Annotated in this window: 21 protein-coding genes; 14 read left to right on the top strand and 7 right to left on the bottom strand. The window is 72.8% G+C overall.

Annotated features, from left to right (window positions below):
• Positions 1-25: 25 nt before the first annotated feature.
• Both AB0O07_RS32620 and AB0O07_RS32615 read right to left on the bottom strand, forming a co-directional pair.
• Complete coding sequence (locus AB0O07_RS32620; protein ID WP_365640243.1) at positions 26-1,039, bottom strand: carbohydrate ABC transporter permease; 1,014 nt, start codon at positions 1,037-1,039, stop codon at positions 26-28.
• Positions 1,039-1,968 carry a sugar ABC transporter permease gene (locus AB0O07_RS32615; RefSeq protein WP_365640241.1) on the bottom strand — a complete coding sequence of 310 codons (930 nt, stop codon included), beginning with the start codon at positions 1,966-1,968 and terminating at the stop codon, positions 1,039-1,041. The genes AB0O07_RS32620 and AB0O07_RS32615 overlap by 1 nt, the downstream gene beginning before the upstream one ends.
• A gap of 296 nt (positions 1,969-2,264) precedes the next feature.
• Between AB0O07_RS32615 and AB0O07_RS32610 the strand changes: the two genes are divergently transcribed.
• From AB0O07_RS32610 to AB0O07_RS32590, 5 genes are all read left to right on the top strand, one after another.
• Positions 2,265-3,455, top strand: coding sequence for an ROK family transcriptional regulator (locus AB0O07_RS32610; RefSeq protein ID WP_365640238.1), 1,191 nt, complete (start codon positions 2,265-2,267; stop codon positions 3,453-3,455).
• A gap of 22 nt (positions 3,456-3,477) precedes the next feature.
• Positions 3,478-4,209: a carbon-nitrogen hydrolase family protein gene (locus AB0O07_RS32605; RefSeq protein ID WP_365640235.1), complete on the top strand. Its 732-nt coding sequence runs from the start codon at positions 3,478-3,480 to the stop codon at positions 4,207-4,209.
• A 147-nt stretch (positions 4,210-4,356) separates the two neighbouring features.
• Positions 4,357-4,857, top strand: a complete 501-nt coding sequence (locus AB0O07_RS32600) for a helix-turn-helix domain-containing protein (RefSeq protein ID WP_365640232.1) — start codon at positions 4,357-4,359, stop codon at positions 4,855-4,857.
• Positions 4,858-4,938: 81 nt separating this feature from the next.
• Positions 4,939-5,289 carry a hypothetical protein gene (locus tag AB0O07_RS32595; protein WP_365640229.1) on the top strand — a complete coding sequence of 117 codons (351 nt, stop codon included), beginning with the start codon at positions 4,939-4,941 and terminating at the stop codon, positions 5,287-5,289.
• Positions 5,290-5,321: 32 nt separating this feature from the next.
• Positions 5,322-6,350 (top strand): alpha/beta hydrolase, encoded by a 1,029-nt coding sequence (locus AB0O07_RS32590; RefSeq protein WP_365640227.1) that lies wholly within the window; start codon positions 5,322-5,324, stop codon positions 6,348-6,350.
• 126 nt (positions 6,351-6,476) lie between these two features.
• On the opposite strand, the gene AB0O07_RS32585 is transcribed toward AB0O07_RS32590, so the two are convergent.
• Complete coding sequence (locus AB0O07_RS32585) at positions 6,477-7,418, bottom strand: AraC family transcriptional regulator (protein WP_365640224.1); 942 nt, start codon at positions 7,416-7,418, stop codon at positions 6,477-6,479.
• A gap of 100 nt (positions 7,419-7,518) precedes the next feature.
• Between AB0O07_RS32585 and AB0O07_RS32580 the strand changes: the two genes are divergently transcribed.
• Positions 7,519-8,475: an MBL fold metallo-hydrolase gene (locus AB0O07_RS32580; protein WP_365640222.1), complete on the top strand. Its 957-nt coding sequence runs from the start codon at positions 7,519-7,521 to the stop codon at positions 8,473-8,475.
• A gap of 60 nt (positions 8,476-8,535) precedes the next feature.
• On the opposite strand, the gene AB0O07_RS32575 is transcribed toward AB0O07_RS32580, so the two are convergent.
• Both AB0O07_RS32575 and AB0O07_RS32570 read right to left on the bottom strand, forming a co-directional pair.
• Positions 8,536-8,706, bottom strand: a complete 171-nt coding sequence (locus AB0O07_RS32575; RefSeq protein ID WP_365640219.1) for a hypothetical protein — start codon at positions 8,704-8,706, stop codon at positions 8,536-8,538.
• Between the two features lie 194 nt (positions 8,707-8,900).
• Positions 8,901-9,629 (bottom strand): helix-turn-helix domain-containing protein, encoded by a 729-nt coding sequence (locus AB0O07_RS32570; RefSeq protein WP_365640216.1) that lies wholly within the window; start codon positions 9,627-9,629, stop codon positions 8,901-8,903.
• A 239-nt stretch (positions 9,630-9,868) separates the two neighbouring features.
• On the opposite strand from AB0O07_RS32570, the gene AB0O07_RS32565 reads away from it, so the two are divergent.
• On the top strand, positions 9,869-11,089 hold the full coding sequence (locus AB0O07_RS32565) for a hypothetical protein (RefSeq protein WP_365640214.1): 1,221 nt from the start codon (positions 9,869-9,871) through the stop codon (positions 11,087-11,089).
• A gap of 156 nt (positions 11,090-11,245) precedes the next feature.
• Here AB0O07_RS32565 and AB0O07_RS32560 read toward each other — a convergent pair whose 3' ends face one another.
• Positions 11,246-14,302, bottom strand: a complete 3,057-nt coding sequence (locus AB0O07_RS32560) for a LuxR C-terminal-related transcriptional regulator (protein ID WP_365640211.1) — start codon at positions 14,300-14,302, stop codon at positions 11,246-11,248.
• 209 nt (positions 14,303-14,511) lie between these two features.
• On the opposite strand from AB0O07_RS32560, the gene AB0O07_RS32555 reads away from it, so the two are divergent.
• The 3 genes from AB0O07_RS32555 to AB0O07_RS32545 all read left to right on the top strand — a co-directional run bounded on the left by AB0O07_RS32555 (position 14,512) and on the right by AB0O07_RS32545 (position 18,448).
• Positions 14,512-15,150: a response regulator transcription factor gene (locus AB0O07_RS32555; protein WP_365640209.1), complete on the top strand. Its 639-nt coding sequence runs from the start codon at positions 14,512-14,514 to the stop codon at positions 15,148-15,150.
• Between the two features lie 185 nt (positions 15,151-15,335).
• Complete coding sequence (locus tag AB0O07_RS32550; RefSeq protein WP_365640206.1) at positions 15,336-16,082, top strand: DUF4255 domain-containing protein; 747 nt, start codon at positions 15,336-15,338, stop codon at positions 16,080-16,082.
• Positions 16,083-16,213: 131 nt separating this feature from the next.
• Positions 16,214-18,448: an AAA family ATPase gene (locus AB0O07_RS32545; protein WP_365640294.1), complete on the top strand. Its 2,235-nt coding sequence runs from the start codon at positions 16,214-16,216 to the stop codon at positions 18,446-18,448.
• Positions 18,449-18,684: 236 nt separating this feature from the next.
• Here the strand turns inward: AB0O07_RS32545 and AB0O07_RS32540 are convergent, their stop codons facing one another.
• Complete coding sequence (locus tag AB0O07_RS32540) at positions 18,685-20,244, bottom strand: hypothetical protein (RefSeq protein WP_365640203.1); 1,560 nt, start codon at positions 20,242-20,244, stop codon at positions 18,685-18,687.
• A 306-nt stretch (positions 20,245-20,550) separates the two neighbouring features.
• Between AB0O07_RS32540 and AB0O07_RS32535 the strand changes: the two genes are divergently transcribed.
• The 4 genes from AB0O07_RS32535 (at position 20,551) to AB0O07_RS32520 (ending at position 23,422) form a co-directional block, all read left to right on the top strand.
• Positions 20,551-22,167, top strand: coding sequence for a phage tail sheath subtilisin-like domain-containing protein (locus tag AB0O07_RS32535; protein ID WP_365640200.1), 1,617 nt, complete (start codon positions 20,551-20,553; stop codon positions 22,165-22,167).
• A gap of 183 nt (positions 22,168-22,350) precedes the next feature.
• Complete coding sequence (locus tag AB0O07_RS32530; protein ID WP_365640198.1) at positions 22,351-22,794, top strand: phage tail protein; 444 nt, start codon at positions 22,351-22,353, stop codon at positions 22,792-22,794.
• Positions 22,795-22,796: 2 nt separating this feature from the next.
• The gene (locus tag AB0O07_RS32525; protein ID WP_365640196.1) at positions 22,797-23,267 is read left to right on the top strand and encodes a hypothetical protein; all 471 of its coding nucleotides are present in this window, start codon (positions 22,797-22,799) and stop codon (positions 23,265-23,267) included.
• Positions 23,264-23,422, top strand: coding sequence for a DUF6760 family protein (locus AB0O07_RS32520; protein ID WP_365640193.1), 159 nt, complete (start codon positions 23,264-23,266; stop codon positions 23,420-23,422). Before AB0O07_RS32525 ends, AB0O07_RS32520 begins: the two co-directional genes overlap by 4 nt.
• Positions 23,423-23,959: the final 537 nt, after the last annotated feature.

Genomic DNA, 23,959 nt, shown 5'->3' with positions numbered 1-23,959 from the left:
GTTCCAGCCTCCTTTTCCGGAAAGGTCACTTGAGCCCCGTGAAGCCGATGGAGTTCACGATCCGGCGTGCGAAGACCGCGAAGAGCACGAGCATCGGCAGCGCGGCGACGAGCGTCGCGGCCATCAGCCCGGCCCAGTCCGTGCCCGTCTGCGGGGTCTGGGAGCGGAAGATCGAGAGGGCCACGGTCAGGACGCGGGAGCTGTCGGTGTACGAGACCATCAGCGGCCAGAAGTAGTCGTTCCACGCCGTGATGTAGGTGAGCAGGCCCAGGGTGGCCATCGGGGCGGATGCCATGGGCAGGGCGAGCCGGAAGAAGATCCGTGCCTTTCCCGCCCCGTCGAGCAGTGCGGCCTCCTCCAGTTCGTGGGGGAGGTTGAGGAAGAACTGGCGGAGGAAGAAGACCGCGAACGGCGTCATGAACATCGTCGGCAGGGCGATCCCGAGGAGGGTGTCCACCAGGCCCATCTGCTTGATCAGGACGAAGTTCGGCAGCAGGGTGAAGATCGACGGCACCATCAGCCCGGCGAGGAAGAGCGCGAAGACCCGGTCCCGGCCGCGCCAGCGGAGCCGGGCGAAGGCGTAGGCGGCCATGGCGGAGAAGGTGATCTGACAGACCGTCACGAGGGTCGCCACGACGGTGGAGTTGAAGAGATACCGCCAGAAGTCGAGGGAACCGCCCGAGCCGCCCTGGGCCAGCGCCTCCTCCGTCGTCTGGAGCCCGAAGACCCGCTCGAACCCGCCCCAGCCGAAGTCCACGGGGAGGGGGCTGGCCGGGTCGGTGACGAGCGCGGCGTTGGAGGAGAGGGCGGTACGGGCGATCCAGTAGAACGGCAGCAGGGTGATGAGGACGACGGCACCCATCACGGCCCAGGCGGCGATCCGGCCCGGGGAGGGGCGGCGCCGTACCTTCGTCGCGTACGGGGCGGGGCCGCCGGGGGCGGAGCGGCCCTCCCGGGCGGGATCGGGTACGGGGGCCGGGACGGGATCGGGATCGGGAACGGCGACGGGAGCCGGTACGGGGTCCGGGGTGATGTGCATCAGGCGAGGTCCGTTTCGCCGGCCCGGGTGACCCGGTACTGGATGATCGTGATCACGCTCAGCACGGCCAGCAGCGCCACGGACATGGCGGAGGCGTAGCCGAACTGGAAGCGCCCGAAGGCCGAGTCGTAGATGTAGAGCTGGAGCACATTGCTGGCGTTGGCCGGGCCGCCGGGGCCGCTGGTGGCGACGGCGACGGTGTCGAAGACCTGGAAAGAGCCGATGACCGTCATGATCAGGACCACCGCGAGCACGGGCCGCAGCAGGGGCAGCGAGATCCGCCGGAACATCCGTATCTCCCCGGCCCCGTCCATCCGCGCGGCCTCGTACATCTCGCCGGGGATGGCCTGGAGCCCGGCGAAGAGCAGCAGGGCCGTATAGCCGACGTGCCGCCATACGTTGATCAGCGCGACGCTGGGGATCACCCACTCCTGGCCGGCGAGGAACGGGATCCGGTCGAAGCCGAGCGCGCCCAGGATCTCGTTGCCGATGCCGAGCTGGGTGTCGAGGATCCAGAGGAAGACGACGCCCGCGACGACGTTGGAGACGAGGTACGGGGTGAGGACGACGGAGCGGAGGAGGGCGGAGGTGGTGAGCCGCTGCATGAGCACGGCGATGCAGAGGGCGGCGGCCGTCTGGACGCCGATGTTGATGACGACGTACGTGAGGGTGACGCGCAGGGAGTTCCAGAAGATGGGGTCGTCGGCCATCCGCCGGTAGTTGTCGAGGCCGACCCACTCGGCGGGGGTGAGCAGGTTGTAGCGGGTGAAGCTGAGGTAGACGCCGCGCAGGGTGGGCCAGAGCAGGAAGACCAGGAAGCCGAGGAGGGCGGGCCCGATGAAGAGCGCGGCGAGGGCGCCGTCGCCGCGCCGGGGCGGGGCCTGTGGTGGTCGGGCTGGTGCCGGAGGGGCTGGTGCCGGAGCGGCCATCAGAGACTCCCTTGTCCGTGACGCGTCCTCGGGGTGGGTGGGGTGGGGTTACTTTCGCGGTGAAAGAATCGCCGCGTCAAGGGTTCTGCACGGACGGCTTGCTGCGCCGGATGTCCCCCCGGCGCCCGCCCCGGATGCTCGCCACGACATGCATTTACTTCTGCTGCGGAATAAAGTAGACCTGATGCCGCTCCTGGTTACGATGGCGACGAGAAGTCGGCGAGGGGCCGGTGAGGGGCACCGTCACAGGCTCCGCGAGGAGTCGTCCGTACGACCCGAACGAGGGGAACCCGCGCATGCGCGCCGCCAGTTGGGCCCCGCTGAGCGCCGCCGAGCGGGCGGTGGCGATCGAGGTGCTGACGCACGGCCCCGTGTCGCGCAGTGAGATCGCCAGGAAGCTGAACCTGTCGGCGGGCAGTCTCACCCGGCTCACCAAGCCGCTGATCGAATCGGGCCTGCTGGTGGAGGACGCGGTCGTCACCGCACCGTCGGCCCCGCCGGCACCCCCGCCCCCCGCCCCCTCCTCCCGGCAGGGCCGCCCCTCGCAGCCGCTGGATGTGGTCGCTGACTCCCGCTTCTTCGCGGGCTTCAAGATCACCGAGGACACGGTGTACGGGGTGGTGACCGACCTGCGGAGCACGGTCGTCGCGGCCCGGGAGGCTCCGCTCCGTACCCGTGAACCGTCCGCCGTGGCGGCGCTGCTGCACGCCCTGGCCTCGGACTTCGCCGCCGGCTTCCCCCGCCTGGCCGGGATCGGGGTGGGGCTGGGCGGCCATGTCGTGGGTCCGGAGCGAATGGTCACCTCCCCGTATCTGGGCTGGGAGGCGGTCCCCTTCCCCGATCTCCTCGAAGGGCGTACGGAGTTGCCCGTGGTGGTCGAGAACGATGTGGCCGCGCTGGTCGAGTCGGAGGCGTGGTTCGGGGCCGGCCGGGGGCTGGAGCGCTTCGCGGTGCTCACCATCGGCGCGGGGATCGGGTACGGCCTGGTCATCGGCGGGCGGCTGGTCCGCTCGGCCGACGACGGCCACGGGATCGGGCGCCGCTGGATCATCAACCCGAACGGCCCGCTGACCCCGGACGGCGACCGGGGCAGCGCCGTCGCGCTGCTGACGATCCCGAGCATCCGCTACCAGGTCGCGGCGGCGACCGGCCGCCCCCACACGTACGAGGAGATCCTCGAACTGGCCGCGAAGGCCGACCCGTTGGCGGCCCGCGTGATCGACGAGGCGGGGCGCGCGCTGGGTACGGTGGTGGCGCAGATCGCCAACTTCGCGATGCCGCAGAAGATTCTGCTGGCGGGGGAGGGGGTGGGCCTGGTGGAGGTCGCGGGGGAGGCGATCGGCGAGGCGATCGCGGCCAACCGCCACCCGCTGGCGGAGCCGGTCGCCCTGGAGACCAAGATCTCCGACTTCAACGACTGGGCGAGGGGCGCCGCGGTGCTGGCCATCCAGACCTTCGTACTGGGCCGCCCGAAGACGGCACCGTGACAACCGGCGGCCGGAGGATCACGTGCCGCTGAGGGGCGAGGTGCCCCTGAGCGGCGAGAGGTCCCTGAGTGTCGCGGTGGCGCAGCCGAGGTGTGTGCCGTACGACGTGCGGGCGAACGCCGTGGCCCACGCGGCGGCGGTACGGGCGGCGGCGGGCGCGCGGGTGGTGGTCTTCCCGGAGATGTCGCTGACGGGGTACCACCTGGACGCGGCGCCGGTCCCGCCGGACGACGAACGGCTGGCCCCGCTCGTCGCCGCCTGCGCGGAGACCGGGGCGGTGGCCCTGGCGGGCGCGCCGGTACCGGGCCCGCGGATCGGCGTCCTGGCGGTGGCGGGCGACGGCGCGCGCGTGGCGTACGGCAAGGTCCACCTGCACGAGAGCGAGGCGGCGCGCTTCGTACCCGGGGAGCCCGCGGTGACCGAGGTCGACGGCTGGCGCCTGGGCCTGGCGGTCTGCCGCGACACGGGCGTCCCCGAACACGCGGCGCGGACGGCGGCGTTGGGCATGGACGCGTACGTCGCCGGGGTGGTCCACGCCGGCCATGAGTCCGCCCTCCACGCGACCCGCGCCCGCCGGGTGGCCGCGACGCACGCCGTATGGACGGCGACGGCGGCCTTCGCGGGTCCCACCGGCGAAGGCTTCGGCCGGACCTCGGGCCGCTCGGCCCTCTGGTCCCCGCACGGCCGCCTCCTGGCGGAGACGGGCCCGGCCCCCGGCGCGTTCGCGCGGGCGTCCTTCACGCGCCGGCCGTGACCCGCGGCGCACGGTCCGGCCGAGGCTCCGGCGGTGCCGTCGGCGGCACGGCCGGCGCCACGGCCGGCAGCGTTGCCGGCAGCGCTGCCGACGTTTGAGGAACGATCGTTCTTGACTGATCGTTCCTCAAACGAATATGGTCATGTCGTGGGCAGGCCAAGGGCATTCGACGAGGATCAGGCCGTGCACGCGGCCGTCAAGCTGTTCGGCAGCCGCGCGTACGACGGGGTGTCCGTCGACGATCTCGTCACGCACCTCGGCGTGCACCGCAACAGCCTGTACAAGACGTTCGGCAGCAAGCGCGGCCTCTATCTGGTCGCCTTGCGCCGTCACCGCGCCGACGATGTCGGTCCGCTGGTCGACGCGCTCGGCGCGGCAACGGATGCCGCGACCGCGCTGCGGCTCGTCACCTCGGCCGACCTCGGTCTGCTGCTGCTCGCCGCGGCCGAACGGGCGCCGGCCGACGAGGAGGTCGCCGCCGAGGTGGAGGCCGCGCTGGCCGCCGTCGACCGGGCGATCGCCGGTGCGCTCGGCATCCCCGCCGACCTGGCCGTCGCCCTCACGTCCGCCGCGCTGGGCATCCTCCTGCGCGGAAACCCCGACGGCGCGGGCACCGCGCTGTCCCAACGCCTCGATCCCCGCGCCTGACTCGCCCCCGGCTCGCCCCCCCGGCTCGCCGCCGACCCCCGCCCGACTCCTGCCCGACCCCCGCCCGACAAGGAAACCGACATGGCACTGGTCCGCATCGAAGGCGACGACCTCGTCGTCCTGATCGAGGGTCTCGACAAGCTCTGGGCCCTGAAGAGCCGCCTGACCATCCCGCTGACCAACGTCCGTGGTGCGACCGTCGACCCCGGTATCACCACCGACCCCAAGGGGATCCGCGCGCCCGGCACCCGGGTGCCCGGGGTCATCGCGGCGGGCACGTTCCACCGCGACGGCGAGAAGGTCTTCTGGGACGTCAAGGACCCCTCGAAGACCGTCGTGGTCGAACTCGCCGACGAGGAGTACGCACGTCTGGTTCTCCAGGTCGACGACCCCCGCGCGACCGTCGCGCTGGTCGAGAACGCCCTCATCTGAGCTGACAGACACAAAGAGAAAGAGGTGGACCGATGTTCCTCCGATTCGCCGCGGTCGTACTGGCCTTGAGCGTCGCGACCGTCACCCCGGCCGAGGCGACCCCCCGCCTGGTGCCCGCCGCCGACCGCGAGATCGTCTTCACCGTCGACGGTACGACGACATACGGCACCCTCCATGTTCCCGAACACCGTGCCGGGCAACGGCTGCGGGCGGCACTGCTGCTGCCCGGCAGCGGACCCACCGACCGCGACGGCAACCAGCCGCCCGCGGCCACGCCGGACACCCTGGCGCAGGTGGCCGACGCGCTCGACGGCGACCGGGTCGCCACACTGCGCTTCGACAAGTACGGCACGGGCCGCACCGGCCTCGGCGCCTACCAGGACCGCCCGGAGGAACTCGACTACCCGGCGTTCGTCCGTCAGGCCAAGGCCGCCTACGAGTCGTTGCGCGACCAGCCGGAGACCGACCCGCGCGCGCTGATGGTGGTCGGGCACAGCGAGGGCGCGATGACCGGGCTGCTGCTGGGCGGCACCGTCCACCCGCGCCCGGCCGGCCTGGCGCTGCTCCAGCCGCAGGCGATCCGCTTCCTCGACCTGGTCGCGCTGCAACTGCACTCCCAGATAGCCGAGGCGACCCGGCTGGGCCAGCTCACCCCGGAGCAGCAGCGCGTGATCGACGCGGCGGTCGACGCCGCCGTCACCGCCCTGCGCGAGCGCCGGCCGGTCGACACCACCGACCTGCCGCCCGCGGTCGCCCAGCTCTTCCTGGCCTTCCAGGGGCCGAGCGCCCGGTTCGTGGAGAGCGACGACGCCGTCTACCCGCCGGACGCCGCCGCCGCGCTCCGCCCGGGCACCAAGGTGCTGCTGACCTGCGGCACCAACGACGTCCAGGTCCCCTGCACCACGACAGACGCCCTGACCACCGCCCTGCGCCGCGCCCACACCGGCGGACCGGGCCGGGTGGAACTCCCCGGGGTGGACCACCTGATGCACGACGCCGACCACCCGTCCACCCTCGCCCCGGCCGCCCTCGACGCCCTGCACCGCTTCACGGCACGCTGAGCCGGCCCGGGTGCGCGACCCCGGACCACCCCCGGCGGCCCGGCCCCGCTCGGGGCGGCCGGGCGCTCGGCGGGCGCTCGGCGGGCGCTCCTCCCCACGGGTCCGTGCCGGAACCCCGTGTGACCCTCACCGAGGGGTGGAGGCGCGCCCGGAGCGGTCCGTGGCCTGGGCCCGGTACCGGCCCGGTGTGATGCCGAACTCCCTCGCGAAGGCGTGGGAGAGCGCGTACGGACTGCCGTAGCCGACGCGGTCCGCGATGGTGGCCAGGGTGTCCGTGGTGTCGCGGAGCAGGGTGGCGGCGAGGATCACGCGCCACCAGGTGAGGTACGCCATCGGAGGGCGGCCGACCAGAGCGGTGAACCGGCGCGCCAGGGTGGGGCGGGAGACGCCCGCCTCGGCGGCCAGGCGGTCGTTGCTCCACGGCGCGGCCGGGTTCCCGTGCAGTGCCCGGAGGGCGGCGCCCGTCACCGGGTCGCCCAGCGCGCCGGGCCAGGCGCCGCAGGTGGCCTCGGCCATCCAGGAGCGGATCATGTAGACGAGGAGCAGGTCGAGCAGGCTGGGGAGGGCCACGGAGGAGCCTGGCCGCAGCTCGTCCAGCTCGCCGGCCAGCAGATCGATGGCGGCGCGGAGTTCGAGGTGACTGCCGACGCGGCTGGGCAGGTGGACGACCTCGGGCAGCTCCGCCATGAGCGGATGCATGCGGCTGCAGTCGAGCCGGTACTTGGCGCAGAGCAGCTCCGTCTCGGCGGGTGCGGTCCGACCCCCGGGCGCTGTTTCCGCGAGCCATCGCTCGGCCGGCGCCGCCCTCTTCCGGGCGACCGCCGGATCGGCCAGGGAGTCGGCGAGCACATGGCCCGCGCCGTGCGGGAGCAGCACCGCGTCGCCCACGCCGAGGGACACCTGCGTGCCGCTGTCGGTCAGCAGCCGGCAGGTGCCCTTGAGGACGACGTGGAAGCCCGCGCCGTCGTAGGGGTCCAGCCGCGCGCACCAGCTCCCGCCCACCCGAACCCGGCGGGATTCGGGGTGCCCGAGGTGCACGGCGGAGATCGCGTCGCTCACCACATCCATCCGCCCAGGGTATCTCCCGTATGAGTGGTGAGACGGATGCGTATCTATGTGAGCTGGATGAGCATCGATAAGCTCGGACGGTCTTCTTAAGGTCGAGCACATGACGAACGAGGACGAGCGTGTGCAGAGCATGGTGCTGGGGGATGTCGAGGTCATCCGGGTCGTCGAGTGGCACGAACCGTTCCTGACCACTTCCGACTTCCTTCCGCAGGTCGGTGCCGCGGTGTGGAAGGACAACGAGCACTGGCTGGCACCGGACCACTGGCGGCCGGACAGCGACAGGACGGTGCTCGCGTTGCAGACATGGGTACTGCGCAGCGCGGGACGGACGGTTCTGGTGGACACAGGAGTGGGCAACGGGCGCGATCGGCCAGGCATGGCGCCCTATTTCGACCAGCGGCAAGGGGATTTTCTCGGGCTCCTGGCGACGGCCGGTGTCCGTCCGCACGATGTCGATGTCGTCGTCAACACCCACCTTCACGTCGATCACGTCGGCTGGAACACCGTCGACGCGGACGGGCAGTGGGTCCCCACGTTTCCCAACGCCCACTACCTCATTCCGGCCGCCGACGACGCCCACTACGGTCCGGACAACGCCTACGGGGGCGGTGCGCAGGAGGTCGACCGCCTGGTCTACGAAGACAGCGTCGCGCCCGTCCACCGGGCCGGACAGGCCGTGCTGTGGGACGGCCACCACCGTATCGACGAACACCTCACCCTGGAATCCGCCCCCGGCCACACCCCCGGCTCCTCCGTACTGCGCCTCGCCTCCGGGGCCGACCGGGCCGTCTTCGCCGGAGACCTGCTCCACAGCCCGGTGCAGATCCTCGCCCCCTGCTGCAACAGCAGCGCCTGCCTGGACCCGGGACAAGCGGTGGCCAGCCGCCGCCGGATCCTCGCGCGCGCGGCCGACGAACGCGAACTCCTCATCCCCGCCCACTTCGGCGGCGCGGGCGCCGTCGAAGTCCGTCGGGAGCGCGGCGGATTCGCCCTCGGCCCCTGGGCGACGGCCGCGCCGGCCGGCCGGGGTGGCGGCGGTGCCGGCCGGTCCGGCTGATGCGCGACGCCGGCCACCCGTCCACCCTCGCCCCGGCCGCGCTCGACGCCCCGCACCGCTTCACGGGACGCTGAGCCGGCCGCGCGCCGGGGGCGCCGCTTCGGCCGGAGCGGCGGTCAGTGGTGCCAGGCCCAGGCCCAGGGCCAGCGCGGCACCGACGGCCAGCAGGCGGCGGCGGGGGCGAACGGGTGAGAGGAGCGAGAGGAACGAGAGGAGCGAGCGGCTGGACAAGGGGCACCGTCCCTGGAGTTCCGGGTCTGTGGTCGAGCCTTCTCATCCTGTGCGGACGAACCGCGTCGGCGCTCCGGCACACGGGACGTCTGCCTCGTATGGGGGAACGGCCGGGGAGACTCGGGGAGGCTCGGGCCGTTCGGTCGCGGGGGCGGGCGACACCCCCCCCGTGACAGCGGCGGCAGCCCCGTTGGTCAGGGCCCGGGTGGGCGTGGCTGGGGCATGGCCTGGTCGAACTCTTCTTTGGTCAGGGGCGGGTGGGGGAGTGGGGTGGGGTGGGAGCGGGTGGTGCGGAGGCCGTCCAGGAGGAGGGTCAGGTAGCGCTTCCACAGGTCGGGGGTGATGGTCTGGGTGTGCAGGGTGACGGCGCCCAGCATCAGTTGGACGAGAGGGAAGTCGGTCGGCTCGATGTCGTCGCGGAGTTCGCCGGCCCGCTGGGCGCGCTCGATGACCGCGCTGACCACGGGGGTGAGGCGTTCCCGGGCGGAGCGGGTGCGGTTTCCGCCGTGCGCGCTCTCCAGCAGGATCTCTCTCAGGCCCCGGTCGTCGGCGAAGTCCTGGCCGGTGGTGAAGAAGAGCTGGACGACCCCTTCCCAGGGGTCCTCGTGCGAGAGGGCCTCTTCCGCCCGGGTGATCAGGTGCCGCACCGTGACGTCGAAGACGGCTTCCACCAGGGCTTCGCGGTTGGCGAACCGGCGGTACGCCGTGCCCACGCCCACGCCCGCGTGGCGGGCCACGTCGTCCAGGGTGACGTCGACTCCCCGTTCGGCGAAGAGTTCCCGGGCGGCCGCGATCAGACGCTGCCGGTTCCGTTCCGCGTCCGCGCGCAGGGGGCGTGGCGGTGGGCCGGACGCGGGAGCCGGAGGAGAAGTGGGAGGTGTGGGAGGAGTGGGAGGGGTGGGAGGGGTGGTGCGGTGGGTCATGGGAGGGGAGCCTACTTGCCGTACGGGGGTAAATGGAGGTTGTTGCTCCGGTTTGGGGTGGGGGTGGGGTGGGGTGCGGCCGGGGCCGGTCGGCGGGGGCGGCGGCGGGGTGTGCGCTCGGCGGGTAACCCGGCTTGCCCGTCCGGCCCTTCCTCTGTCCGGGGTCTGCCCGGCGGGCCCTTGAGCTTGGCGGGCGGCCTGGGTAGAAAGTCATGGTGCACTTCGATGATCGTAAGAACTTGTCAAGGGCCGAGAGCCCGGGCCGGCGCTTCTCCCTCCCGCGTCCGTCCGCCCCGCTCTCCCCGGTGCTGGCCCTCCAGGAGAAGGCGGGGAACGCGGCGGTGACGCGGGCGATCCAGCGCTCCGTGGGCGACCGGCCGGATGCGGCGGCGGGCAACGCGGGGCTCACGCGGGCCGTCCAGCGTTCGCTGCACGAGCACGGCCCCGGGTGCGCCCACGGCCAGGTGGATGTGCAGCGGCGGGTGGCGGACCGGCCGGTCGTCCAGCGTATGGAGGACGAGCGGGGCAGGGGGTACGAAGCCGACCACTCCAGCTCCGAGCACGGCAGCGGCAACAGCTCCCCGGAGCGGCGAGCGCTCAACGAACAGGTCCAGGCGGGGCTGGCGGATCTTGAGGGCATAGCGGGCAGAATGGCCGGGCTCGCGGAGGAACGGCCTTTCCCCCGGATGAGGCGGGTGCTCCCGGAGTCCTCGTCCGAATCCGAGTCGTCGCCGGAGCGGCCGGCCGAGGTCCCGGCCGCGGCGGGGCACGGGGTTCCGGCCCGGCAGCAGCCGCCCGGGGCATTCCCGGATTCCTCCTCCGAGGAGTCGGAGGGGGCCGCCCTGCCCACGCACAGCAAACTGAGCCCGCTGCACGCCCTGCTGGAGCAGGAGATGGCGGACGGTGACCTCACCAAGAAGCTGAAGGTGACGTTCAGCGTTTCCGTGGGCGACGACCGGAGTGGTGGTCACGCCTGGATGGTGGTCACCGGATCCGGTGGACAAGAGGTCTCCTTCGGCTTCTTCCCGGACCGTAACGCGGACTCGCGCTTCGCCGATGTGCCGGGCGGCGTTCTCTGCCCCGACCCGCTGGCCCGTCACTACGACGCCACGCACCACGAGTCGAAGAACGCGACTCTGAGCGACATCATCAAGGGGTACCGGCTCGTCCACGGCAGGGCCGAGGCCAATTACAACTTCACCATGCACAACTGCACGACCTTCGCGACGCAGGTGTGGAAGAAGATGACCAACAAGGACATCCCCGCGAACCTGCTCACCACGATGGGTCTCCTCAGTCTGGCCGTCTCGAATCCCAAGGCCGCCGACGAGGGTCTGGCGACCCATCAGAAGCGGCGCACGGACGGCCGGCGGGAACGCTATCTCAAGGAAGGCCGCTCGGCAGAGGAAGCCGAACGCCTCGCCCGCGAGCGGGAGTCCCAGAGCAGCTCGACCGAGTAGGCCGCCCGGCCCGGTGCCGCCCGGTCCGGTGCCGCCCGGTCCGGTGCCGCACGGCCCGGTCCGGCGCCGCACGGCAGGTCCGGCGCGCGTGTCCGGTCCCGGCGCGCGCCCGGTCCGGCCCGGCCCGGCCGGTTCCGCTCCGTATCCGTCAGGTTTCTACTCCGCATCCGTCAGGTGGGGGGCCAGAGCGCGCTTCAGGTCGGTCCTCCTCCGGATGCCCAGCTTGCGGTAGGTGCTGGTCAGATGCGTCTCCACGGTGCGTTTCGCGAGGTGGAGGAGTTCGGAGATCTCCGCGTTCGTGCTGCCCTCCGCCGCCAGGGCGGCTATCCGGCGCTCGCTCGCCGTCAGGGAGCTCGTGCCCGTCAGGGGGGCGGTTCTGCGGCGGGCGCCGCTGGACCGGAGGGCCGATTCCGCCGTCGCCAGCAGGCGCGGCGCCGCCAGGCGTTCGGCGGTCGCCGCCGCCTCGCGGAGGAGGGGGCGGGCGCGGACCGGGCGGCCCGCCGCGGTGAGCTGGCGGCCGTGGGCCACCAGGGCGTGGACCAGTTCGGCGTCCAGAGAGGTGTCGCGCAGCGTGTCCACCGCCTCCGCCGTCAGGTCCAGGCCGTGTCTGCCGCCGGTCGCCTCGCCCAGGACGCGGAGCGCCCGGCCCCGTACCCTCGGCGTGTTCCACACCCGCGCGTACCGGTACTCCACCTCGGCCAGCGCCACCGCCTCCTGCGGTTCCCCCAGGGCGAGATGGCACTCGGCGGCGGCCGTGCGCCAGGGGGTGACCACGGGGCTCTCGATGTCCCGGCCGCTCTGGCGCCTTCCGCACTCCAGGAAGTCCGCGAGCGCGCTCGACCAGTCGCCGGAGGCGGCGCGCAGCACACCGCGTGCGTACAGGAAGCGGTTCAGCTCCCAACTGTCGTGCGCCTCGGCGATGTCGACGCCCGCCACCAGGCTGTGCGCCTCCGCGAGGCGGTTGTACTCGACCAGCGCGAGCACCCGGTGGGCCAGCACATTGCTCGGTCCCGCGCGCGGCGCGTCCTCCGGGGGCGGGGCCGCGCCCGCCGTCTCGCGCAGCACCTGGGCGTGGTCGCCGCGGGCCGCCGCGGTGTCGGTCCGTACGTTGAGGAGCGCGTTGTGGATGGGGTGGAGCGGGGAGAGGCGGTGCTCCGTCAGGCCCGCTCTGACCAGGCGTTCCGCGTCGTCCGGTACGTCGGCCCACTGGGCCACCGCCGCCGCCGTGCCCAGCAGGTACGGCACCAGGAGCTGGTCCTCGGGCGCCGTCAGCAGCCGCCGGATCTGCCGCATCGCCCAGTCGGCGGAGATCAGGCCGGCCGTCGACTCGTACCGTACGAGCAGGGTCCGTACGGCCGGGCTCATCCGCTCCGGGGCGTTCGCCGCGGTCTCCCGCAGCCCCGCGTAGACCCCGCGCCGGATCTCCCGGTCGTGGTCGGAGAGGAGCGCCGAAGCGGTCTGCACCGTACGCGCCAGGACCGGGTCCTCGTCCAGGCTGCCCAGGCCGCGCAGCACCTCGAACGCGGCGTGCGGCTCGCCCCGGTGGGCCAGCGCCGTGCCCAGCCGGACCGCCGTCAGCACGCGCTCCCTCGGCTGCTCGTGAAGGCGGAGCGCCTCGGAGAGCCGGGAGATCCCCGCCGACCGTACGGTGGCGAACTCCAGGGTGCCGAGCTCGGCGAGGACCGCGGCCCGGCGCTCGCGCGGCAGCGGTTCGTCGAGCGCGCGGCGGAGGCAGGCGACCGCGTCGGCGGTCCTGCCCTCGCGGGTGGCGACGGCCGCCGCGTCCAGCAGGGTCTGCGCCACCCACGCCGTACCGTCCGGGGAGGTACGGAGCAGATGCGCGGCCACCGCCCCGAGCCGGTCGCCCCGGTGGCGGCGGAGTTCGGCGGCGCGGCGGTGCACGGACTGGCGGTGCGGGCGGGGCCAGCCGTCGAGGACGGCCTCGCGCAGCAGCGGGTGCGCGAAGCGCGGTCCGCCGTGGCCGGGGTCGCGGCGGAGCACCCCGAGCCGCACCATCGCGGTGAGCCACCCCGCGACCCGCGCCGGGTCGGCCCAGGTCACCTCGGCGAGAAGGGTGCTCAAGTCGTCGGCCTGGTGCGGCGGGCCGGGGGGCGGGGACGAGGGGGCGGACGGCGGCGGGGAGGGGACGGCGGACTCCAGTTCCGCCAGGGTCCGGGCCACCGCCGCCGTGCCGGGGCCCGCGCTCTCCAGCCACCACGCCACCGCCGCCGCGAACGCCCCGGGGTACAACTCGGCGCAGCTCGTGGGGAGTTGAGGGAGTTGGGGGAGTTGGGGGGACGGAGGGGACTGGTGGGCGGGTGCGGGGCGGGTCGGCGGCGGGTCAGCGGGCGCGTCCGGGCGCGTCCGCGGGAACACCGCCCACAGGTCGTCCAGCAGCGCCCGGAGCAGCAGCGGGTTGCCCGCGCCCGCCCGTACGCACCCCTCCACCCACTCGTCCGACACGGCGGCCGTGCCCGCCTCGCCGCGTATCAGCGTCTCCGCCGCCGCCCGGCTCAGCGGCGCCAGGGCGTGCGAGCCCACGGCGGCGGGGGGCAGGGCGTGGGCGAGGCCGGGGGACGGGGGCGAGATGTCGTACTGGCCGCGCTCCGTCACCACCATCAGCACCCGAAGGCCCGTCAGCCGCCGCGCGGTCTCGGTGAGCCAGCGCCGCGACGCCTGGTCCGCCAGGTGTACGTCGTCCACCGCGACCAGCACCGGCGACTCGGCCGCGTGCTCGCACAGCAGTCTCCAGTGGAGGGCGGAGGAGGTCCCGGGCTCCTCGCCCGGGGCGAACTCCGGTGTCGTACAGAAGAGTTGGTGTACGAGGCCGAGGGGTTCCCCGGATCCCTCGGCGGAGCCGTGGGCGCGCAGGACGCGCATGCCGAGCGCCTGGCCGAGCTGGGCGGCGGCTTCGAGCAGCGCGCTGCGGCCCGTTCCGGTGGGTCCGCGGAGGACCACCAGACGGCCCGAACCCGCCAGCGCCCGCCGGGCCTCCGTCTTGATCAGATCGCCGGCCGCCTCGCGTTCCCGCAGTTCGGAGGCGGGGCAGGGGATGAGGGAGGGGGCGGGGGAGGGCGCGGGGGAGGGGAGCCCGGCCGGCCTGGCGGGCGGCCCGGCGGGGGGCGGCGCGGCAGGAGGCCCGGCGGGGGGTCCGGTGGGGGGTCCGGTGGGCGGCTTGGCGAGGGGTTTCGCTCGGGGGGTGGCTGGGCGCATGGATCGGGGTGGGGAAGTCCTCGGGGGCGGAAGGGGGGTGTGGTCCGGGCCGGTGCCCGGACCGGCGCTCCGGGGCGCGTCCGATGGAGCGGTCATGGGGCCTCCCGCCGATCTCGTGGTCGGTCTCGTGGTGGGCCACGGTTGCGGCCGCCGCACTGTGAGAGGGACGGTGGGAAGAGATTGTTCCGCTAACGCAAGGACGTAAGGGAATGGTTCTCCGCACCCCGGCCAGGATCCCGGTCGAGGTCCACGCATCCGATCCGCTCTCCCTCGCGGGAGCCGCCAGCCAGCTCCGCCGACAGCCGGAGATCGAGCTGGTCGAGGAGGCCGCCGGACGGTCGGGGACCGTCGCTGTCCTGCTCGCGGAGACGCTGGACGAGGCCACTGTGTCCCGTTTGAGGCGGTTGGTCAGGGCCGACGGCACCCGGGTCGTCCTCGTCACCAGCGTGATCCGCGAGGCCGAGCTGCTCCAGGTGATCGAGTGCGGCGTCGGCGCCATCGTCTGGCGGCGCGAGGCCACCGGGCACCGGCTGCTCCAGGCGGTGCTGGCCGCCTCCCGGGGCGACGGCGATCTGCCGTCGGACCTGCTGGGCCGGCTCATCACCCAGGTCGGCACGTTGCAGCGAGGCGCGACGAACGCACCGGGCGCCCCCGCTTCGGGCCTGGCGCCGCGTGAGGTGGATGTGCTCCGCCTCGTGGCCGAGGGTATGGATACCGGGGAGATTGCCAGCAAACTGTCGTACTCCGAACGTACCGTCAAGAATGTGATGCACGGACTGACGACCCGCTTGCAGCTCCGCAACCGCGCCCACGCCGTGGCGTATGCCCTGCGGGAAGGCTACATCTGATGGTCGGCGCCTGAGTCAAGGTTCCCAGGGGCAGAGCAGCCTGCCCCTTGATCGTCCCGGCCGTGCCTCGTGGGGCGGATGCCCCGTGAGGAACGATCCCCGGAGGTATGTCGTACTGTCACACCGGCGCGCCGGTGTGGCGATGGCGTGAGACGACATGACGTGAGACTCGAAGGGCCCCGACCGTGATCCACGAGATCGACGACGTCCTCAAGCGCCTGCTGACCGGCGGCGCCCTCAGCGGGTCCGGGGTCGAGGTCGCCTTCGACGCGCCGACCAGCGACTGGGCCGCCCGGCAGAACGCCCCCACGCTGGACGCGTACCTCTACGACATCAGCGAGGACACCCGGATGCGTCAGGGCGGGGCGATCGCCGTCCGCGACGAACGCGGCGTCGTCGTCAAGCAGCACGACCCGCCGCGCTGGTTCCGGCTCGCGTATCTCGTCACCGCCTGGACCAAACGCCCCCAGGACGAACACCGGCTGCTCTCCGCCGCGCTGGCCACCCTGCTCCCCCGCGAGATGGTGCGCCCGGCGGAGCTGCCGCCCGCGCTCGCCGAACTCGGGCTCTCCGTCCAGCTCTCCGTCTCCGGGCTGAACAACGAGGCGCGCTCCCGCGCGGACATCTGGACGGCGCTCGGCGGTGAACTCAAGCCGTCCATCGACCTCGTGGTCACCGCGCCCTTCCCGGTCCTCCCCGAGTGGGACTTCGGCCCGCCGGTCCTCGAGGTCGGTGTCCGGGTCCTGGGCGGGGAAGCGACGCCGGACGAGAGCGGCACACGGTTCCAGATGCCCCGGCACCTGATGAACGAGAACCCCTGGAAGATGACGGGCTTCCGCAGGCCCAAGGGGCTGCTGGCGGAGCAGGCCGGGAAGCCGGAGAAGGGCGAGGGGCAGGGCGAGAAGAAGGGCCAGGAGGGCGCGGAGCGGTGAACGGCGCGGAGGAGACGGTACGGGAGCCGGTACGGAGCGAGGCGTCCCCCGTACGGAGCGAGGCGCCTTCCGTACGGGACGAGGCTCCCCCTGTACGGAACGGGGCGGCCCCGCCGGACGAGGCCGGGGCGCTGCTGCTCCGGCTGGCGGCCGTACGCGAGGGCGTGGCGCGCCTGGTCGACCGGCGCAGCGCCGGGGACCCCACGGCCGAGGACCCGCTGCGCGGGCTCTACCTCCCGGAGGAGGCGGTGCCCTACCTGCTCCGCCTCGCCGGGGCCCCCGGGGCGGCCGGCGCCCCCGGGGCCGCGGGACCGGCCCTGGAGGACCTTCCCGGCGACGCCGGACTCGGCGCCTTCGACCCCGCGTCCGAACCCGGGGTCCCCGACTCCCCGGCCGACCGGCTGCCGCTGCTCGCCTGGCGGCTCCGCCTCACCGAGCTGGACCTCCGGATCCTGCTGCTCGCCCTCGCGCCCGACCTCGACCGGACCTTCGAGCCGCTGTACGGGTACCTCAACGACGACGTCAGCCGGCGCCGCGCCACCACCGGGCTCGTGCTGGAGCTCTGCGGGGTGCCCGCCTCGGCGCCGTGGGGGCGGGCCCGGTTCCACCGGTCGGCCCCGCTGGTCGCCTACGGCCTGATCGAGGTCGAGGACCCCGAACGGCCCTTCCTGAGCCGGGCGCTGACCGTGCCCGACCGGGTCGTGGCGCATCTGCTGGGCGACGACACCCCGGACGCGGCGCTGGACCGTACCGTACGGCCGCTCCCGTACCTCCCGGGCGGCTACGGCACCGGAGACGGCACCGGCACCGGCGACGGTGCCGATGACGGGGGCGGCGATGGCACCGGCGGTGGCGCCGGGGGCCGGTCCGGTCCGGATCCGCTGGTCCGCCGGCTCGCCGCCTGGATCTCCGCCGGGCCCGGCACCGTCTATCTGCGGGAGAACCGCGACGGCGACGGGCTGCCCTGTGCCGCCGCCGCCCTCGCCGCCGCCGGGCTCGGCGCGCTCCGCCTCACCCCGCCCCCGCCGCCCCATCCCGGCGCCCCGGCCGGTGGCGACGAGGAGGGCGCGCACCCCGGTCACCCCGGGGCGCGCGAGCGGCTGCCGTACCGCGAACTCCTGCGCGAGGCACGGCTCACCGGGCGCGCCATCGTCGTCTCCCCGCTGCCGGAGCACCCCGCCGAGCTGATCCGGGCGCTCGCCGTGCCGGACGTCACCGTGGTGCTGGCGGGCTCCGCCCCGTACAACCCCCAGTGGGGCGAACACGGCCGCGACCCGCTGGTGCTGGACGCCCCCCGGCAGCGCGCCGGGGACCTGGCGACCTGGCGGTCGGCGCTGGCGGAGGAGTCGCGGTCCGGTGCGGCGGACCCCGGCGGGCGGGACGCCGGGGAGCCGGGCGCGGAGCCGGGGTTCGATCTGGCGCCCGTGGTGGCCTCGTACCGGCTCGGCGCCGTCGCCATCGACCGGGCGGCGCGGGCCGCGCTCGACCTCGCCGAGTTCGAGGGCGCCCCGCTCTCCGCCGCCCATCTCCGGGTCGGCGCCCGCCAGCAGTCCGCGTCGGGCCTGGAGGCGCACGCGCGCCGGATCCGGCCCGATGTCACCTGGGACGACCTGGTCCTGCCGGAGAAGCCGCTGGGGCAACTGCGCGAGCTGGCCGTCCGCTCCCGCCACCGCGACCGGGTCCTCGGGGACTGGCGGCTCAGCGCGGGCGGCGGGCGCGGGCGCGGCGTGCTGGGGCTCTTCGCGGGCGACTCCGGTACGGGCAAGACGCTCTCCGCCGAGGTCGTCGCCGCCGAACTCGGCCTGGACCTCTATGTCGTGCAGCTCTCCTCGGTGGTCGACAAGTACGTCGGGCAGACCGAGAAGAACCTGGAGCGGATCTTCACGGAGGCCGACCGCACCGACGCCGTCCTCCTCTTCGACGAGGCCGACGCGGTCTTCGGGAAGCGCTCGGAGGTCAAGGACGCGCACGACCGGTACGCCAACATGGAGAGCGCCTATCTGCTCCAGCGCCTGGAGTCCTTCGACGGCATCGCGCTGCTCACCACCAACCTCCGGGGCAATATCGACGAGGCGTTCACCCGCCGTCTCGACCTGGTCATCGACTTCCCGTTCCCGGAGCCGGACCAGCGGCTCGCGCTCTGGCGCCACAGCCTGGCCCATGTGCCGTGCGTCGAGGACATCGATCCGGGGCCGTGTGCAAAGGAGTTCGAGCTGGCGGGCGGGGCGATCCGCAGCGCGGTGGTGACGGCGGCGTACGGGGCGGCCGGGCGCGGCGAGCGGGTCACCAACACGGACCTGCTGGAGGGCGCGCAGCGCGAGTACCGGAAGGCCGGGCGGCTCGTGCTGGACGAGGTCACCTGGTAGGTCTCCGTACCGGAATGCCGTCGGCAGGTCGCCTTGCCGGAAGCCGGAAGCCGGAAGCCGGAAGCCGGAAGCCGGAAGCCGGAAGCCGGAAGCCGGAAGCCGGAAGCCGGAAGCCGGAATGCCGCGATGGCGGAATGCCGAACGGCGGTGGGGCCGGGGTCTCTTCGACCCCGGCCCCACCGCCGTTCACCGTCCCCGCGCGGGAGTCCCCGTGGGGGAGTCTCCCGCGGGCGCCGTCACTCCATCGGGCCGGGCAGCCACGATTCCGCCGTCACCGTGCCGGGGATGCCCGAGTTCTTCACCCACCCGGCCTTCCACTTGTTGAGCGTCATCTCGTCCACCGTGCCGGTCTGCTCGGCCTTGAAGAGTGCCTGGTACGACTTGATCCAGGTGGCCAGGTTCTTGGTCGCCGGCCGCTTGAGCTGCTCGCCGCCCCGGACGTAGATGATGTTGGCCCGCGTCATCTCGATCGTCACGCGCAGCTCGGCCTCGTCGATCTCCTCGTTGTTGCTCCAGAGGAGGAGGTTGCGGATCCACGGCACCTCGGGGTCCTCCTTGCCCTCCTCCAGCGGCACGGACTGCTTCTGCACGAAGTGGCAGGCGAGCAGCGCGGTCATGGTCGAACGGCCCAGCACGCCGAGCCCGTCCGTCTTCTCCACCGCGCCGAAGGAGCCGGCCCGCTCGTCGCTGGCCTTCTGGAAGCAGATCAGGGCTTCCTTGGTCGCCTTGTCCAGCTTGCCGACGGTGAATTCGCCCTCCAGCTTGCAGCCGTACGGCTGCGTGCTGAGGCGGACCTGGGCGAACTGCACGAAGAGGTTGGGCTTGTCCGCCTCGGTGATGGGCAGCGGGCCCCTGGCCTCCTCTTCCTGCTGCTCCTCCTCGCCGCCTCCGCCGCCGTCGTCCCCGCCGTCGTCCGCGCCGCCCCCGTCGTCGTTGTTGTCCGCCGGTGCCTCGGGCTCCGTGGTGGGCGTGTCCAGCTTCGGCTTCTCCGAGTTCGACGGCGCCTCCGGCAGCGCGGTCGCCGCGGTCTGCTCCAGCTTCTCCCGGGCCAGGGTCGTGACCTGGGGCTTGAACGCGAACCAGAGGACCAGCCCGGCCACGGTCGCCGCGAGGATCAGGCTCAGGGCGGTCATCAGCCAGTACGGCATCACACTGCGCTGTACGTACGTGCCCTGCACGGCCAGCGGCTCGGCGCCGGAGCGGCGCACGCTCATCTCGTACGGGCGTGACTGCTTCTGCCCGGCCCAGGTGATCTGCTTGGGCTTGAGGACGGCGTCGACGAAGGCGGCCCGTCCCGGCTCGATCTGGATGTTCGACGGGTTGATCTCGTACGAGAGCGCGTCGCCGTTGTCGGAGCCGCTGAGCGAGGCGGTGACCTTGGTGTTGCCGTAGTTGTCGACGGCCAGCTTGGGCCGGCCCCGGAACCGGCCCTTGACGGTGGGCGGGACGAGCTCCGCCCGTACCTCCACGAAGGGGGTGAAGGTGATGTTCCCCTCCACCACCGTGGTGGCGTCCGGTTGTTCGGTGGGCAGCACCCGCACCCCGTACGGATGCGGCCCCGCGACGGCGTCCGGGGAGCGGGGCGGGGCGAACGTCAGCTCCACGGCGCCGGTGGTCCCCGGGTAGAGCCGGATGGTCGGTGGCTCCACCGTGACGTAGGGCGCGACATCACCGACCGGCTCGAAGCGGTACTCGTCGACCACATCACCCGTGTTGCGCAACCGCAGTCGTACGGTGGTACCGCTGCCCGGGTCGACCGTGGTCGAGGCGGGTTCCAGGGAAGTCCAGATCGTCACCCCGTCGACGGTAGGCGCGCGGGCGAGCGTATGTCAGAAGCGCCCGGGTATCTCCGGCAGGCACGGGAAAGGGCCGCGCGGACAGCGCCGTTGCCCCAAAGGGCAGCCGGACGGAGGCCTGACCCTTGGGAGGGTGGCCTTTTGTCCGGCCGTTGTTACACGGCCAGGACATCTTTCCCGCCATCCGGGGGGCACGAAACCTGCCCCCGGGCAGGTACCGGGGGACGTTTCACGCTCCGCTCGCGCGCGTGAAGCTGGGAGACGTCTTGTCTTGTACCCCCGTTGTACCCCCGAGGAGAGCAGAGCATGCCGTCTTACCTGTCGCCGGGCGTATATGTGGAGGAGGTGCAAAGCGGCACTCGTCCGATCGAGGGCGTGGGCACCTCCGTCGCCGCTTTCGTGGGCCTGGCACCCGAAGGTCCGCTGAACGAGCCGACGCTGGTGACCAACTGGACGCAGTTCGTCGCGTCCTTCGGTGAGTTCACCGACGGCTACTTCCTGGCTCACTCGGTCTACGGCTTCTTCAACAACGGCGGTTCGGCCGCGTACGTCGTCCGCGTGGGCGGCGTGCGGGGCGGGGTCGCCGCCGAGGGCGTCGCCACGGGCCAGGAGCAGCAGGCCGTCACCGGTTCCGCCGCCCCCGCCGCGCTGCTGCCGGCCGAGCCGGCCGCGCTGGGCACCTTCAAGGTCAGCGCCGTGGGCGCGGCCCCGAGCGGTGGCCCGCTGAGTGTCGAGGTCGCCGACGCCGAGGGCGAGGGCCCGGCCGAGCGCTTCCGCCTGGTGGTGAAGGAGGGCGACAAGCCCGTCGAGACCTTCGACGTCACGGCGAAGAAGGGCGGCCGGAACTACGTCGTCACGCAGGTCAAGGAGCGCTCCAAGCTGATCTCCGTGGTCGAGGGCGCCGCTGCCTCGCAGCTCGCCCGCCCGGAGAACCAGACGGTCGCCCTGGCCGCGCCCGTCAGCGCCGCGCTCCAGACCACCACGCCCGGTGGCGACGGCGTCGTCGCGCCGACGGTGGAGATCGCCGACTACATCGGCGACTCCTCGGACCGTACCGGCTTCGGCGGCCTGGAGGCCGTGGACGAGGTCTCCATGGTCGCGGTCCCCGACCTGATGGCCGCCTACCAGCGCGGCGCGATCGACCTGGAGTCCGTCAAGGCGGTCCAGCTCGGTCTGATCGCGCACTGCGAGCTGATGGGCGACCGGGTGGCGATCATCGACCCGCCGCCGGGCCTCAACGCCCGCCAGGTCCGGGTGTGGCGCCAGGAGACGTCCAACTACGACTCCAAGTACGCCGCCCTGTACTACCCCTGGATCAAGGTCTTCGACCCGGCCGCCGGGAAGAGCCGCAGCATCCCGCCGAGCGGTCACCTCGCCGGTATCTGGGCCCGTAACGACTTCGAGCGCGGTGTGCACAAGGCGCCCGCCAACGAGGTCGTACGCGGCGCGGTCGACCTGGACATCCAGATCACCCGCGGCGAGCAGGACCTGCTCAACCCCATCGGCGTCAACTGCATCCGGTCCTTCCCCGGCCGCGGTATCCGGGTCTGGGGCGCGCGCACCCTCTCCTCCGACCCGGCCTGGCGCTACCTCAACGTCCGCAGGTACTTCAACTACCTGGAGGAGTCGATCCTCAACGGCACGCAGTGGGTGGTCTTCGAGCCCAACGACCACCGGCTGTGGGCCCGTATCCGGCGGAACATCTCGGCGTTCCTGGTCACGGAGTGGCGGAGCGGCGCGCTCTTCGGCGCCAATCCCGAGGACGCGTACTACGTGAAGTGTGACGAGGAGACCAACCCGCCGGAGTCGGTGGACCTGGGCCGGGTCATCTGCGAGATCGGTGTCGCGCCGGTCAAGCCGGCCGAGTTCGTGGTCTTCCGGCTGGGCCAGTTCTCCAGCGGCAGCAGCGAACTGGAAGAATAGGAAGACCGGGACCGGCTCGGACGACCTGAACGACCCGGCAGGAGCCGGGAGTCCGGTGGGGGCGGGGCGGGTGCGTGCGCCCCTCCCCGCCCCGGCCAGGACCGGTGTCCTCCGTGAGGTTCCCGCCCCTTCGCTCGTGTCCGGCTCGCGGTATCAGCGCACCAGTAGAAAGAAGTGTCATTCATGTCCATGGAACAGGGCGATGCTCTCCTCGCCCATAACTTCGGTATCCAGATCGACGGAATCACGGTCGAGACCCTGCACTCCGTCAGCGAGTTGGGCAACCAGCAGGACGTCATCGAGTACGCCCAGGTCACGGAGAACGGCCAGCCCATCGTCAGGAAGCTGCCCGGCGTGAAGAAGGCGGGCGAGGTCACCATCGTCCGCGGGGCGCAGCCGTCGCCGGTCTTCTCCGAGTGGCTCGATACGTCGGTCAAGGGTGACATGGGATCGGCGCGTAAGAACGCCAGTGTCGTCTACATGGACTCCATGAAGCAACCGATCAAGCGGGTCAACCTGCGGAACGCCTGGTGCTCGTCGCGGATGGTGAGCGGGGTGACGGCGGGTGAGGCGTCCGTCGTGACCGAGACCGTCGTGATCGTCTACGAAGAAGCAGTTCCGGAGTAGTAATGCGCCGTGGAGCCCCCCGGCCGGCCGGTGAGGCCGCCACCTCTCTCTTTGACGAGGTGGCGGCCCCGCCCGCGGCCGAACCCCCTCCCTTGCGTAGGGAGTTGAAGACCGAGTTCGCCTTCGAGCTGCCGCGCGGCTATGTCGACGCCTCGGGCACCGTGCACCGCGACGGCGTGATGCGCCTGGCGACCGCGCGGGACGAACTGATCCCGCTGCAGGACATACGGGTGCAGGACAACCCCGCGTATCTCTCCGTGGTGCTGCTCGGCCGGGTGATCACCCGGCTGGGCACGCTGAACAGCGTGCATGACGGCGTGGTGGAGAACATGTTCGCCTCCGACCTCGCCTTCCTCCAGGACTTCTACCGTCAGGTCAACGCCGAGGGCCATACCCGCGCCGGCGTGTCCTGCCCGCACTGCGAGCAGCCGTTCGAGGTCGAGCTCGGCGGGAGCCGCCTGGGGGAATCGTGACGTACGCGACCGACCGTATCCATGAGGAGGTCGCGTACATCGCCTACCACTTCCACTGGAACCTGGAGGACATCCTGGACCTCGAACACCGTGAGCGGCGGCGATATGCCGAGCAGATCGCCGCGCTCGTGACGCGTGCGGAGGGGAAGAGGTAATGGGGATGTTCGACCGGCTCAAGGGCCGGGGCAGGGACCGGGATCGGAACACGACCGGGGGCGGGGACGGTAGGACACCGGGCCCCGCCCCTGAGGCGTCCGCCGGTCCGGGTGGTGCTGGTGCTGGTGTCGCCGCTGCGGGTGGTGCGGGTGCGGGTGCGGGTGCGGGTGCGGGTGTTGTGGCCGGGGCCGGTGGTGCCGGTACTGGCGCTGGTACTGGTGGTGCTGGTGCGTCTGACAGTGCCGGTGGTGCCGGTGGTGGGCTTGGGTGGGCCGCGCTGGCGCCCATCCAGCGCGCGACGCGGGCCGCCGGGGCCCATGCCGTCGCTTCCAACAACTTCCAGGCGTCGCTGGCCGCGTTCCGTGACGTGTCGTTCTCGGGCACGCTCTCGCACGCGGTGCTGGACGACGCCCCGACGGGGCTCGTCAAGGACGTCCTGACGCCCGCCGCCGGGTCCCGCCCCGGCGGACTCGGCGGGCCCGCACTCCATCTGCCCGTGGCCTCCGCCGACTCCGGCGAGGCCGGTGGCACCGATG

This window comes from Streptomyces sp. NPDC093085 (assembly GCF_040683935.1).
GTDB lineage: Bacteria > Actinomycetota > Actinomycetes > Streptomycetales > Streptomycetaceae > Streptomyces.
This window is presented reverse-complemented; position numbering and strand designations above follow the sequence as displayed.